The sequence below is a fragment of the Citrobacter sp. Cf132 genome (assembly GCF_030333885.1).
In the GTDB taxonomy this organism is placed as follows: domain Bacteria; phylum Pseudomonadota; class Gammaproteobacteria; order Enterobacterales; family Enterobacteriaceae; genus Citrobacter; species Citrobacter freundii.
In genome coordinates this window covers 164793-177571 of record NZ_JAOWFA010000051.1, presented here as the reverse complement: position 1 = coordinate 177571, position 12779 = coordinate 164793, and the positions used below count along the sequence as shown (strand labels likewise).

The following is a 12779-nucleotide window of genomic DNA, read 5'->3' as shown; positions in this document are numbered from 1 at the left end:
ATGAGCAAAACATACTGGCCGTTATACGAAGTGTTTGTCCGCAGCAAACAGGGTTTGTCGCACCGCCACGTGGGCAGCCTGCACGCCGCCGATGACCAAATGGCACTGGAAAACGCGCGTGATGCCTACACCCGCCGCAGCGAAGGCTGCTCTATTTGGGTCGTGAAGGCGAGTGAAATCGTTGCCTCGCAGCCGGAAGATCGCGATGAATTCTTCGACCCGGCAGAAAGCAAAGTCTACCGCCACCCGACGTTCTACACCGTGCCGGACGGCATGGAACATATGTGAGGCAACGATGACGACTCTCAATCCCGTTGCAACCTATGCCCTGCGTCTGGGCGATAACGGCCTGATCCTGGCACAGCGTTTAGGCGCATGGTGCGGCCACGCACCGGAGCTGGAAATCGACCTGGCGCTGGCCAATATCGGTCTCGATCTGTTGGGACAGGCGCGCAATTTTCTCAGCTACGCCGCCGAACTGAACGGTAACGGCGACGAAGACACGCTGGCCTTCGGCCGCGATGAACGCCAGTTCAGCAATCTGCTGCTGGTTGAACAGCCGAACGGCAACTTTGCCGACACCATTGCCCGCCAGTTCTTTATCGACGTCTGGCACGTGGCGCTGTTCAGCCGTCTGGTCTATAGCCGCGACGCGCAGCTCGCCGCCATTGCGGCCAAAGGGTTGAAAGAGGTGCGTTATCACCAGCGCTTCAGCCGCGGCTGGCTGGAACGTCTGGGCAACGGCACCGCGCTCTCGACGCAGCGTATGCAGCAGGCAGTCGATAACCTGTGGCGCTATACCGGTGAACTGTTCGTTGCCGATGCGCTGGAAATTGACCTGAGCGAGCAGGAAATCGCCGTCGATCCGCGCACGCTCCAGGCGGAATGGCAGGCAACGGTCCACACCGCGCTGCTTGATTCCGGCCTGCAAATTCCCCAGGAGGCGGCGTTCCGCAGCGGCGGTAAGCAGGGGCTGCACAGTGAGCATCTCGGTCCGATGCTGGCAGAAATGCAGTATTTACAGCGTTCGTACCCTGGACAGCAGTGGTAACAGGAGGTGGCTATGCAACGTCTTGCCGATATCGCGCCCGCCGAAGTGCGCACCGTGTGGGGACTGTTAAGCGCGATCCCCGACCCGGAAGTGCCGGTGCTGACCATTACCGATTTGGGGATGGTACGCCGGGTTGAACGCCTCGGCGACGGCTGGGTGATTGGCTTTACGCCAACCTACTCGGGCTGCCCGGCTACCGAGCACCTGTTGGGTGAGATTCGTACGGTGATGACCACGCATGGCTACACGACGGTACATATTGTGCTACAGCTCGATCCGCCATGGACCACCGACTGGATGAGCCCTGATGCCCGCGAGCGTTTGCGCCAGTATGGTATCAGCCCGCCGCATGCCCATGCCTGCCACGCCGGCGAGATGCCAAAGGATGTGGTCTGCCCACGCTGCGGCAGCACCCACAGCTCACTGATTAGTGAATTCGGTTCCACGGCCTGTAAAGCGCTGTATCGCTGCGATAGCTGCCGTGAACCCTTTGATTACTTTAAATGTATTTGAGGCTGCGATGACAACATTTCATTCGCTTACCGTGGCAAACGTTGAGCCGGAAACCCGTGATTCGGTCACCATTACCTTTGCCATTCCCGACGCGCTGCGTAGCGTGTACGCCTTCTGTCCGGGCCAGCACCTGACGCTGAAAACCCGCCTGGGCGGGGAAGAGTTACGCCGCTGCTACTCCATCTGCCGCAGCCGTTCGCCGTCAGAAATCAGCGTGGCGGTCAAAGCCATCGACGGCGGCCGTTTCTCCCGCTATGCCCAGAGCGATATTCAGCAGGGTATGGAATTTGAGGTGATGGTGCCGCAGGGGCACTTTGGCTACCAGCCGCAGGCCGAGCGTGAAGCGGAATATCTGGCGATTGCCGCCGGTTCCGGCATTACGCCGATGATGGCGATTATTGAAGCGACGCTGGCGACCGAACCGGCCAGTCAGTTCACCCTGATTTACGGCAACCGCAGCAGCCACAGCATGATGTTCCGTCAGGCGCTGGCCGACCTGAAAGACCGCTACCCGCAGCGTTTGCAGGTGGTGCATCTGTTCAGCCAGGAGTCGATGGACAGCGACCTGCTGCAAGGGCGCATTGACGGCGACAAGCTGCATGCGCTGGGCAAAACGCTGCTTGATTTCAGCCGTTTTGATGATGCGTTTATCTGCGGCCCGTCGGCGATGATGGACGAAGCCGAAGTGGCGCTGCGTGAACTGGGCGTGCCGGAAAAATCTATTCACCTTGAGCGCTTCAATACGCCGGGCACCAGCGTGAAACGCGCCACCGGCGTGCAGGCTGAAGGCCGCACGGTGACTATTCGCCAGGACGGCCGCGATCGCCTGATTTCGCTGAACGCCGAAGATGACAGCATTCTTGATGCGGCGCTGCGTCAGGGCGCAGACCTGCCGTTTGCCTGTAAAGGCGGCGTCTGTGCCACCTGTAAATGCAAAGTGGTGCAGGGCGAAGTGGCAATGGCCGCCAACTATAGCCTGGAAGCCGATGAAGTGGCGGCGGGCTATGTGCTGAGCTGCCAGGCGCTGCCCAAAAGCGCGGATGTGGTGGTCGACTTTGACGCGCGGGGGACGGCATGAGCGAACTGCTGATTACCCGTCATGACCGTGTGCTGCAACTGACCCTGAACCGTCCGCAGGCGCGTAATGCGTTAAACAACGCGCTGCTGACGCAGATAGCCGACGCGCTGGAAAGTGCGGCTGCAGACGCCTGCGTGAGCGTCTGCGTGATTAGCGGTAACCCGTGCTATTTCGCTGCCGGTGCCGATCTCAACGAAATAGCGGAAAAAGACTTGCCCGCCACCTTCGACGATATTCGTCCTCGTTTGTGGGCGCGCATCGATGCCTTCAACAAGCCGCTGATAGCGGTGGTGAACGGCTATGCGCTGGGGGCGGGCTGCGAGCTGGCGCTGCTTTGTGATCTGGTGATTGCCGGCCATAACGCCCGTTTTGGCCTGCCGGAGATTACTCTCGGCACCATGCCGGGGGCGGGTGGTACGCAGCGGCTTATCCGCAGCGTTGGTAAAGCGCTGGCGAACCGGATGGTGCTGAGCGGCGAAAGCATTGATGCCGAACGCGCACAGCAGGCTGGGCTGGTGAGCGACATTCACCCGGCGAACCTCTCTGATGAATATGCCTTGAAGCTGGCTGCAAACATCGCTCGCCACTCGCCGCTGGCGCTGCGTGCGGCAAAGCAGTCGCTGCGTCTGGCGCACGAGGTGAGCCTTCAGGCCGGTCTTGTACAGGAACGCCAGCTGTTTACCGTGCTGAGCGGCACCGACGACCGCCGTGAAGGTATCGCCGCTTTTTTACAAAAACGTACCCCGGAATTTAAAGGACGCTAATCGTGGACGCATTCATTCTCAGCGAAGTGGAACAGGGCGTCATGACCATCACCCTGAACCGCCCGGACCGACTCAACAGCTTTAATGACGTGATGCACCAGCAGCTCGCCGACTGCCTGAAACAGGCCGAACGTGACGACACCATTCGCTGCCTGCTGATTACCGGTGCCGGTCGCGGTTTTTGCGCCGGACAGGATCTGAATGACCGTAACGTTGACCCAAGCGGCCCCGCGCCGGATCTGGGCATGTCGGTGGAACGCTTTTACAACCCGCTGGTGCGTCGTTTAGCCGCGCTGCCGAAGCCGGTTATCTGCGCCGTTAACGGCGTGGCCGCCGGGGCGGGTGCAACGTTAGCGCTGGGCTGCGATATCGTGCTGGCCGCGCGTTCGGCGAAGTTTGTGATGGCCTTCAGCAAGCTTGGCCTGGTGCCGGACTGCGGCGGTAGCTGGCTGCTGCCCCGTGTGACCACCCGCGCTCGCGCCGTAGGTTTACTGATGCTGGGCGATAACCTCAGCGCCGAACAGGCCGCGCAGTGGGGGATGATCTGGCAGGTGGTGGATGACGCTGAACTGAAAGACACCGCGTTAGCCATGGCGCGTCATTTTGCTACGCAGCCGACCTATGGGCTGGGGTTAATTAAGAAAGCTTTGCAGCTTTCCGAAACCAATACGCTGGATCAGCAGCTTGAGCTTGAGCGCGACTACCAGCGCATGGCCGGTCGCAGCGACGACTATCGCGAAGGCGTCAGCGCCTTCCTCGCCAAACGTCAGCCACAGTTCAGCGGGAAATAAGCCATGAGCCAGACTCTTCACACCATCGCCGTGATTGGCGGCGGCACCATGGGGGCCGGGATCGTCGAAGTGGCGGCCAGTGCCGGACACGCGGTGCGGCTGTATGACATTTCGTCTGAGGCGATTACCCGCGCTATCGACGGCATTGCCGAGCGCCTCAACGCCCGCGTTAGCCGCGGCAAAGTCAGCGCCGAGCAGGCGCAGGCGCTGCTGGCACGCATTACGTCAGCAACCGAATTAACACAACTAGCCGATGCGCAGTTAATCATTGAGGCCGCGTCCGAACGTCTTGAGATTAAAAAGGCGCTGTTCAGCGAGCTGGCAGAGATTTGCTCGCCGTCGACGCTGCTGACCAGTAATACCTCGTCTATCTCCATTACCGCCATTGCGGCGGGCATTAAGCACCCGGAACGGGTGGCGGGGCTGCATTTCTTTAACCCGGCGCCGGTGATGAAGCTGGTCGAGGTCGTCAGCGGCCTTGCCACCTCCACGGAAGTGGTGGAGCAGCTTTGCCAGTGCGTGAGCGCCTGGGGCAAACAGCCGGTACGCTGCCGCTCCACGCCGGGCTTTATCGTCAACCGCGTGGCGCGCCCGTTTTACGCCGAAGCCTGGCGTGCGCTGGAGGAACAGGTCGCCGTGCCGGAAGTGATTGACGCGGCGCTACGCGACGGCGGCGGTTTCCCTATGGGGCCGCTGGCGCTGACCGATCTGATCGGTCAGGACGTCAACTTTGCCGTTACCTGTTCGGTATTTAACGCCTTCTGGCAGGATCGCCGCTTTCTGCCGTCTTTGCTGCAACAGGAGCTCGCTCTGGCGGGGCGTCTGGGCAAGAAGAGTGGACACGGTGTCTATCGCTGGCCTGTTGAAGTATCGCCTGATCTGGCTGTTGCAGCGGTACAGCCTGAAAATGCAGCAAAAAACATTAAACGTGACGTTGTCACTGAGCTGGATGATGTGCTGCTGCTGGAAACTTCCGGTGAAACCGCGTTGGCCTTAAGCGTGCAGCATCAGCGCCCGGTGGTGGTTTATGACCATGCGGCGGGCGACACGGTCGTACTGGCGAGCGCGCAAACCAACCCACAGTCGGCAACCGACAAAGCGGTGTACTACTTCCAGCAGCAGGGCAAAAAGGTTCTGCACATTGCTGATTATCCCGGCCTGTTGGTATGGCGTACGGTAGCGATGCTGGCGAACGAAGCGCTGGATGCGGTGCAAAAAGGCGTCGCCAGCGCGGATGATATCGATACCGCTATGTGTCTGGGGGTGAACTACCCACGCGGCCCGATTGCCTGGGGTGAATCGCTTGGCTGGGGGCGCGTGCTGCGCCTGCTGGAAAACCTACAACAGCACTACGGCGAAGAACGCTACCGCCCGAGTGCGCGACTGCGCCAGATGGCGCTGCTGGAGATGCGTCATGAGTAACCAGGCCTGGCGCAACGCCCGCGCCATGTACGAGAAAGATACCTGCGCCCGCGCGCTGGGCATCGAGATTATCGAAATGGATGAAGGCTATGCGCAGATGACGATGGCGGTGCTGCCATCGATGCTCAACGGCCTCCAGACCTGTCACGGCGGGCAGCTGTTTTCGCTCGCGGACACCGCCTTTGCCTACGCCTGTAACAGCCAGGGGCTGGCGGCGGTGGCGTCGGCGGCGAGCATCGATTTCCTGCGCCCGGCCTTCACTGGCGATCTGCTGACCGCCACCGCGCGGGTGAAACAGCAGGGCAAGCTGACCGGCGTTTACGACATTGAGATTGTTAATCAACAGCAAAAAACCGTTGCCCTGTTTCGCGGAAAATCGCACCGCATCGGCGGCACGATTACAGGAGAAGTCTAATGCGTGACGCATTTATTTGTGACGGTATTCGTACCCCGATTGGTCGCTACGGCGGGGCGCTGGCAGGCGTGCGTGCCGACGATCTGGCGGCCATTCCATTGCGTGAATTACTCAACCGCAACCCACACCTGGATGCCAGCGTTATTGACGATGTGATCTTCGGTTGCGCCAACCAGGCGGGCGAGGATAACCGCAACGTGGCGCATATGGCGACCCTGCTGGCGGGTTATCCGTACGGCGTGTCCGGTACCACCATTAACCGCCTGTGCGGCTCTGGTCTGGACGCAATTGGCTTTGCCGCGCGGGCCATTAAAGCGGGTGATGCGGACCTGATGATTGCCGGTGGCGTGGAGTCCATGTCCCGCGCGCCGTTCGTCATGGGCAAGGCCACCGCGCCGTACCAGCGTCAGGCGGAAATGTTTGATACCACCATCGGCTGGCGTTTTGTGAACCCGCTCATGCAGCAACAATTTGGTACTGACAGCATGCCGGAAACGGCAGAGAATGTAGCCGAATTGTTAAATGTAAGCCGAAGGGACCAGGACGCCTTTGCGTACCGCAGCCAACAGCGTACGGCGAAAGCGCAGCGCGACGGCATTCTGGCGCAGGAAATTGTGCCGGTGCAGATTATTGGTAAGAAAGGTGCGGTCAGCGCGGTGCGTGAAGATGAACATCCGCGTGCAGAAACCACTTTGGAGCAACTGGCCTCGCTGAAAACCCCGTTCCGCAAGGGCGGCGTGGTGACGGCGGGCAATGCTTCCGGTGTCAATGACGGTGCTGCGGCGCTGATTATCGCAAGCCAGCAGCAGGCCGCCGCGCAGGGCTTAACGCCACGTGCGCGCATCGTCGCCATGGCGACCGCGGGCGTTGAGCCGAAGTACATGGGGCTTGGGCCGGTTCCGGCGGTGCGTAAAGTGCTGGAGCGCGCCGGGCTGAATATTAACGATATGGATGTAATTGAGCTGAATGAAGCCTTTGCCGCCCAGGCGTTGGGAGTGATGAGACAGCTTGGACTGGCAGATGATGCAGAACACGTAAATCCCAATGGGGGGGCTATCGCTTTAGGTCACCCGCTGGGGATGAGCGGTGTGCGGTTAGCGCTGGCCGCGACGCTGGAGCTGGAACGACGCAATGGACGCTATGCGCTGTGTACGATGTGTATTGGCGTGGGTCAGGGCATTGCCATGATCCTTGAGCGAGTGTGAGCTAATTGACCTGCGAGTACCCTACAACATGACAACTACAACAAAATTAGATCCAATTGAAACCGCATCGCGTGACGAATTAGTCGCTCTGCAGACCGAGCGCCTGAAATGGACGTTAAAACACGCCTATGAAAACGTGCCGATGTACCGCCGCAAATTTGATGCGGCGGGGGTTCACCCGGCTGATTTCCGTGAGCTGAGCGACCTGAGCAAATTCCCGTGCACCACCAAGCAGGACCTGCGCGATAACTATCCGTTCGATACCTTCGCGGTACCGATGGAGCAGGTAGTGCGTATCCATGCGTCATCCGGTACCACGGGTAAACCGACGGTGGTGGGCTATACGCAAAATGATATCGATACCTGGGCTAACATCGTCGCCCGTTCGCTACGTGCCGCAGGCGGTACCGCGAAAGATAAAATCCACGTCGCTTATGGCTATGGCCTTTTCACAGGTGGACTGGGCGCGCACTACGGTGCCGAGCGTTTAGGGGCGACGGTGATCCCGATGTCCGGCGGCCAGACCGAGAAACAGGCGCAGCTGATCCGTGATTTTAAGCCCGACATGATCATGGTTACGCCATCCTACTGCCTGAACCTGATTGAAGAGCTGGAGCGCCAGATGGGCGGTGACGCGCGCGGCTGTTCGCTGCGTACCGGTGTCTTTGGCGCAGAGCCGTGGACAACGGGGATGCGCGCGGAGATCGAACGTCGCCTCGGTATTACGGCGCTCGATATTTATGGCCTGTCGGAAGTGATGGGACCGGGCGTGGCGATGGAGTGCATCGAAACGGGTGATGGTCCGACAATCTGGGAGGATCATTTCTTCCCGGAAGTGGTCAATCCGGATGACGGTACGCCACTGGCTGACGGTGAGCACGGCGAACTGCTGTTCACCACGCTGACGAAAGAAGCGCTGCCGGTCATTCGTTATCGTACCCGCGACCTGACGCGCCTGCTGCCGGGAACCGCGCGCACGATGCGTCGTATGGATCGCATTAGCGGGCGCAGCGATGACATGCTGATTATTCGCGGCGTCAACGTATTCCCGTCTCAGGTGGAAGAAGAGATCCTCAAGATTGATCATCTGGCCCCGCATTATCAGCTTGAAGTGGATCGCCGTGGCCATCTTGATTCACTTTCGGTACGCGTGGAGCTTAAAGAGAGTAGCCTGGTGCTAAGCCACGAGCAGCGCTGCCAGATTTGCCACCATCTGCGTCATCGCATTAAGTCGATGGTCGGCATTTCAACGGATGTCAGCATCGTCAATTGCGGCAGCATTCCACGCTCCGAAGGCAAGGCCTGCCGCGTGTTTGACCTGCGTAAAGCTGCCGCCAACGGCTAAGTCTCGTAGGCCTGATAAGCGTAGCGCCATCAGGCACAATGGCGCAACGCTGCCGGATGGCGGCGTTGCCTTATCCGGCCTACAAACTCCTGGCGTATCGCTGATCTATTCCTGTGCTATGATTCAAAAAGCACAAAAAAGACAACAGTATGAATCATATGGAAAAGCTCGATAGTTTTATTCAGCAGGCGGTAACCGCAATGCCGGTCAGCGGCACCTCGCTTATCGCCTCGCTTTACGGGGACTGTTTATCGCAACGCGGTGGAGAAGTCTGGTTGGGTAGTGTTGCCGCGCTGCTGGAAGGGCTTGGCTTCGGTGAGCGTTTTGTACGTACCGCACTGTTTCGCCTTAATAAAGAAGAATGGCTGGACGTGGTACGTATCGGCCGACGCAGTTTCTACCGCCTGAGCGATAAAGGGCTACGCTTGACGCGTCGCGCCGAGAGCAAAATCTACCGTGCCAGCGCCCCTGAGTGGGACGGTACCTGGCTGCTGCTGCTCTCCGAAGGGCTGGAAAAAAACACCCTCGCCGAAGTTAAAAAGCAGCTGTTATGGCAAGGTTTTGGCGTACTGGCGCCGAGTCTGCTGGCGTCACCATCGCAAAAGCTGGCGGACGTCCAGTCGCTGCTCCATGAAGCTGGGGTGGCGGAAAACGTCATCGTTTTTGAGGCGCATTCGCCGTTGGCACTCTCCCGTGCCGCGCTGCGTGAGCGGGTAGAAGGGTGCTGGCACTTAACCGAACAAAATGCCATGTACGAGGCGTTTATCACTCTGTTCCGTCCGTTGTTACCGTTGCTGCGTGACGTCGGGCCGGACGAACTTACGCCAGAGCGCTGCTTCCAGATCCGCCTGTTGCTCATTCACCTTTATCGTCGGGTTGTGCTCAAAGATCCGCTGCTGCCGGAAGAATTGTTGCCTGCTCACTGGCTAGGGCAGACGGCGCGTCAGCTGTGTATTAATATTTATCAACGTGTTGCGCCCGGCGCCCAGGTTTTCGTCAGCGAAAAAGGCGAGAGCTCGGTGGGGGAACTACCCGCGCCAGGGCCGCTCTATTATCAACGCTTCGGCGGATTAGCCGAGGCGTAACAGGAGAAGCCATGCCGATTTACCAGATTGACGGGATGATCCCGGTAGTTCCTGCGGAAAGCTATGTTCACCCAACCGCAGTGCTGATTGGCGATGTCATTCTCGGCAAAGGTGTTTATGTTGGCCCCAATGCCAGCCTGCGCGGAGATTTTGGGCGTATCGTGGTTAAAGATGGGGCGAATATCCAGGATAACTGCGTGATGCACGGATTTCCCGGCCAGGATACGGTGGTGGAAGAGGACGGACATATCGGCCACGGAGCGATTCTGCACGGCTGTGTGATAGGGCGTAACGCGCTGGTCGGCATGAGCGCGGTGATTATCGATGGCGCGACAATCGGTGAGAATAGTATCGTTGGTGCTTCGGCGTTTGTGAAAGCGCGCGCCGAGATGCCTGCCAACCATCTGATTGTCGGCAGCCCGGCGAAAGCGATTCGCATGTTAACTGAGCAGGAGCTGGTGTGGAAAAAACAGGGCACTCGCGAATATCAGGTGCTGGTGGAGCGCTGTCAGCAGACGCTTGCAGAAGTGAAGCCGCTGACTGCGGTAGAACCCGACAGAAAGCGGCTGGAGTTTGATGAGAATTTGCAACCTAAGTCAGCGGGTTAGCGATTCTACGCAATACCTGGTGTCAGAACTGATAGCTGGCGGTGATGCTGACGTTGCGCGGCTCACCATAAACGATAGAACCGTCGATATTCGTGTCGTAGGTTTTATCGAACAGGTTATTGAGGTTACCCTGCACTGAGAAGTTTTTTGTTACCTGGTAACGGGTGAACAAATCTACCAGGGCGTAGCTTCCCTGTTCCGCGCGGAATGTGCCATAAGGCGTGACCGTATCGCTGTAAACACGATTCTGCCAATTGACTCCGCCGCCTACGGTCAGTTCCGGCATGGCTGGCAGGCGATAACGGGTGAACAGTTTTACCGTGGTCCGTGGCAGGTTAGGGTTTACAGCATTGCCTTCGTTGTCTTCAGCAACATAGCGTGTCGCGCCAAACGTCATCTGCCAGTTATCGGTGATCGCACCGTTAATTTCGAATTCGACCCCTTTGCTGACTGTACCATCCATCGCTTTAAAGGCCGTATCGCCATTGCTACCGGCGATTGGCACGCCGGTTGATTGCGCTACGTTATCCTGTTCAATGCGGAACACCGCGAGCGTGGTGGTTAAACGGCTGTTCATCCAGTCGGACTTCAGGCCAAGCTCATAGTTGTTGCCGGTAATCGGAGAGAGATATTTACCGGAACTGTCGCGCTTGTTCTGCGGCTGGAAGATTGAGGTATAGCTGGCGTAGGTAGACCAGTTGTCGTCAATGTCATACACCAGGCCCGCGTACGGGGTGGTGTGGTTTTGCTCCATGCTGTAGGTCAGGGTGTCGATACGCCAATTGGTATAACGCGCGCCGACAATCAAATGCAGTGGGTCGGCCAGCGAAATACGCGTTGCGGCGTACAGCGATTTCATGTGCGTGGTATCGTCCTGAGCCAATGACTGCGGTTTCCAGTTAGTTTCCGGGAAGTTACCATCGTAGGTATAGAAGCTGCCGATTTCGTTGGGGAAAACGTTCGCCCACGAGCTTTCATAACGGTTATTCTGTTTATTGTAGCTGCCGCCCAGCATCAGATTATGCTGACGACCAAACAGATCGTAACCGCCGTCGGCAAATAGATCGACAGCATCCACTTTACGTTTGCCGCTGTTCCAGCCGGTTCCCCCGACGTAGTCATATCCCGGACCATAGTTGCCATATGGGCCAATCAGCGTGCCGTCGGCCTTATTAACATAGGCATCGACGTACATCATTTTACTGTCGAACTTGACCTCGGAGTGGGTGGCGTTCATGGTCGCCTGCCAGGTATCGGCAAAACGTTGTTTGATGGTGACAAACACTTTGTTGAAGTCTTTATCGTTGTAAGCCCAGTCCGGCGCAGTGCTGCGCGAACGGTCATAGCTGTTTTTACTGCCATCGGTATTCCAGCGCGGTAATCCACCCCAGGTTGGGCTGTTGATATCAATGCGCTGGTATTCATAACCCGCAGACAGGCTGGTGGTGTCACCAAAATCGGCATCGACAATCCCGGAGAAGAACATTTTTTCGCTATTGTAGCGATCAAGCCAGGAGTCGTTATTCTGGTAACCCGCCACGATGCGACCGCGCACATTGCCGTCTGCCGTAAGCGGGCTTTGCAGATCGGTCACATAGCGTTGTTTGTTCCAACTGCCATATTCTGCAGAAACATTACCGGTGAACTCGCGGCTGGTGGCATGCTTACGGATCATGTTAATGGAGGCTGAAGGGTTACCCGTCCCGGTCATCAGTCCGTTTGCACCACGGACCACTTCGACACGCTCAAAAAGGGCGGTGTCGGAAAGGGCGTCACCGAGATTCCAGCGGGATTCAAAATAGGTCGGGATCCCATCGACCATATAGTTATCAATCTGAAATCCGCGCGAGTAATAGCTGCTGCGATCGGAATCCGCCTGGCTTTTGCTTATCCCCAACGTGTTGTCCATCACATCGCCCAGCGTTTGCAACTGCTGATCTTCCATGCGCTGCTGGCTGACAATGCTGACCGATTGCGGAATATCGCGCTGTGTCATCTGCATTTTTGTGCCCGCGGTCGTCGATTTAACGCTGTAATCCTGTTCGTCGCTGGATGCGGCTGGAGCAGAACCCTCCACGATCACTGTCTCTTCAGCAGGGGCTGCGAGGCTGGTGGAAGGTAAAAGCGCTAGCGTAATGCAGGCTGCCAGCGCAGAAGGGGCAAGCCCCGGTTGGCGTTGAATATTCCCGTTGAGTGTTGTGAAAGACATCGAAAAGTCCTTGATAATTATTAATATTAAGTTCGAATCACCGGTAGTTGTGATGAGCCCTTTGGTTGTAAATTATTAAATGCGCATGTAAATACAAATGCGAAATATACGCATTAGCACTTAATGTGTAAACGGATGCTACGACATAAATGAAATATTGTTTCAGTACTATGCTTGAGCAATAGCGCTGGGAAATGGTTATAAGAGCAGCATTGACTGGGGTTTTCGCTTAAAAAATCGAGGGTTAAAGTTGAAAGAGCGTGAGTAACTCGCTCATACTCTATACTCGCAGA

General features: G+C 57.7%; 13 protein-coding genes. 12 read left to right on the top strand and 1 reads right to left on the bottom strand.

Going from position 1 to position 12779, the window contains the following annotated elements:
• The 12 genes from paaB to paaY all read left to right on the top strand — a co-directional run bounded on the left by paaB (position 1) and on the right by paaY (position 10277).
• Positions 1-288 (top strand): 1,2-phenylacetyl-CoA epoxidase subunit PaaB, encoded by a 288-nt coding sequence (gene paaB / locus OGV85_RS09650; protein ID WP_061547867.1) that lies wholly within the window; start codon positions 1-3, stop codon positions 286-288.
• A gap of 7 nt (positions 289-295) precedes the next feature.
• Positions 296-1051, top strand: coding sequence for a 1,2-phenylacetyl-CoA epoxidase subunit PaaC (gene paaC / locus OGV85_RS09645; RefSeq protein ID WP_061547868.1), 756 nt, complete (start codon positions 296-298; stop codon positions 1049-1051).
• 12 nt (positions 1052-1063) lie between these two features.
• A complete protein-coding gene (gene paaD / locus OGV85_RS09640) occupies positions 1064-1564 on the top strand; it encodes a 1,2-phenylacetyl-CoA epoxidase subunit PaaD (protein ID WP_061547869.1) in 501 nt (166 codons plus the stop codon).
• A 7-nt stretch (positions 1565-1571) separates the two neighbouring features.
• Positions 1572-2642, top strand: a complete 1071-nt coding sequence (paaE, locus tag OGV85_RS09635) for a 1,2-phenylacetyl-CoA epoxidase subunit PaaE (RefSeq protein ID WP_003030840.1) — start codon at positions 1572-1574, stop codon at positions 2640-2642.
• Positions 2639-3406: a 2,3-dehydroadipyl-CoA hydratase PaaF gene (gene paaF, locus OGV85_RS09630; RefSeq protein ID WP_061547870.1), complete on the top strand. Its 768-nt coding sequence runs from the start codon at positions 2639-2641 to the stop codon at positions 3404-3406. The genes paaE and paaF overlap by 4 nt, the downstream gene beginning before the upstream one ends.
• A gap of 2 nt (positions 3407-3408) precedes the next feature.
• Positions 3409-4197: a 2-(1,2-epoxy-1,2-dihydrophenyl)acetyl-CoA isomerase PaaG gene (gene paaG, locus OGV85_RS09625; protein ID WP_061547871.1), complete on the top strand. Its 789-nt coding sequence runs from the start codon at positions 3409-3411 to the stop codon at positions 4195-4197.
• A gap of 3 nt (positions 4198-4200) precedes the next feature.
• Positions 4201-5619, top strand: coding sequence for a 3-hydroxyacyl-CoA dehydrogenase (locus OGV85_RS09620; RefSeq protein WP_061547872.1), 1419 nt, complete (start codon positions 4201-4203; stop codon positions 5617-5619).
• Positions 5612-6034 (top strand): hydroxyphenylacetyl-CoA thioesterase PaaI, encoded by a 423-nt coding sequence (gene paaI / locus OGV85_RS09615; protein WP_061547873.1) that lies wholly within the window; start codon positions 5612-5614, stop codon positions 6032-6034. Before OGV85_RS09620 ends, paaI begins: the two co-directional genes overlap by 8 nt.
• Positions 6034-7239 carry a 3-oxoadipyl-CoA thiolase gene (gene pcaF / locus OGV85_RS09610; RefSeq protein ID WP_048219087.1) on the top strand — a complete coding sequence of 402 codons (1206 nt, stop codon included), beginning with the start codon at positions 6034-6036 and terminating at the stop codon, positions 7237-7239. Before paaI ends, pcaF begins: the two co-directional genes overlap by 1 nt.
• A gap of 28 nt (positions 7240-7267) precedes the next feature.
• Positions 7268-8584, top strand: coding sequence for a phenylacetate--CoA ligase PaaK (gene paaK, locus OGV85_RS09605; protein ID WP_048219086.1), 1317 nt, complete (start codon positions 7268-7270; stop codon positions 8582-8584).
• Positions 8585-8742: 158 nt separating this feature from the next.
• Positions 8743-9669, top strand: coding sequence for a phenylacetic acid degradation operon negative regulatory protein PaaX (gene paaX, locus OGV85_RS09600; RefSeq protein ID WP_161799265.1), 927 nt, complete (start codon positions 8743-8745; stop codon positions 9667-9669).
• Positions 9670-9680: 11 nt separating this feature from the next.
• Positions 9681-10277 carry a phenylacetic acid degradation protein PaaY gene (paaY, locus tag OGV85_RS09595; protein WP_003030829.1) on the top strand — a complete coding sequence of 199 codons (597 nt, stop codon included), beginning with the start codon at positions 9681-9683 and terminating at the stop codon, positions 10275-10277.
• Positions 10278-10299: 22 nt separating this feature from the next.
• Here paaY and fhuE read toward each other — a convergent pair whose 3' ends face one another.
• A complete protein-coding gene (fhuE, locus tag OGV85_RS09590) occupies positions 10300-12486 on the bottom strand; it encodes a ferric-rhodotorulic acid/ferric-coprogen receptor FhuE (protein ID WP_061547874.1) in 2187 nt (728 codons plus the stop codon).
• Positions 12487-12779: the final 293 nt, after the last annotated feature.

Excerpts from the sequence above, each read along its gene's own strand:
- paaB (WP_061547867.1), top strand. The coding sequence starts at position 1 with ATGAGCAAAACATACTGGCCGTTATACGAAGTGTTTGTCCGCAGCAAA.
- paaC (WP_061547868.1), top strand. The coding sequence starts at position 296 with ATGACGACTCTCAATCCCGTTGCAACCTATGCCCTGCGTCTGGGCGAT.
- paaD (WP_061547869.1), top strand. The coding sequence starts at position 1,064 with ATGCAACGTCTTGCCGATATCGCGCCCGCCGAAGTGCGCACCGTGTGG.
- paaE (WP_003030840.1), top strand. The coding sequence starts at position 1,572 with ATGACAACATTTCATTCGCTTACCGTGGCAAACGTTGAGCCGGAAACC.
- paaF (WP_061547870.1), top strand. The coding sequence starts at position 2,639 with ATGAGCGAACTGCTGATTACCCGTCATGACCGTGTGCTGCAACTGACC.
- OGV85_RS09620 (WP_061547872.1), top strand. The coding sequence starts at position 4,201 with ATGAGCCAGACTCTTCACACCATCGCCGTGATTGGCGGCGGCACCATG.
- paaI (WP_061547873.1), top strand. The coding sequence starts at position 5,612 with ATGAGTAACCAGGCCTGGCGCAACGCCCGCGCCATGTACGAGAAAGAT.
- pcaF (WP_048219087.1), top strand. The coding sequence starts at position 6,034 with ATGCGTGACGCATTTATTTGTGACGGTATTCGTACCCCGATTGGTCGC.
- paaK (WP_048219086.1), top strand. The coding sequence starts at position 7,268 with ATGACAACTACAACAAAATTAGATCCAATTGAAACCGCATCGCGTGAC.
- paaX (WP_161799265.1), top strand. The coding sequence starts at position 8,743 with ATGGAAAAGCTCGATAGTTTTATTCAGCAGGCGGTAACCGCAATGCCG.
- paaY (WP_003030829.1), top strand. The coding sequence starts at position 9,681 with ATGCCGATTTACCAGATTGACGGGATGATCCCGGTAGTTCCTGCGGAA.
- fhuE (WP_061547874.1), bottom strand. The coding sequence starts at position 12,486 with ATGTCTTTCACAACACTCAACGGGAATATTCAACGCCAACCGGGGCTT.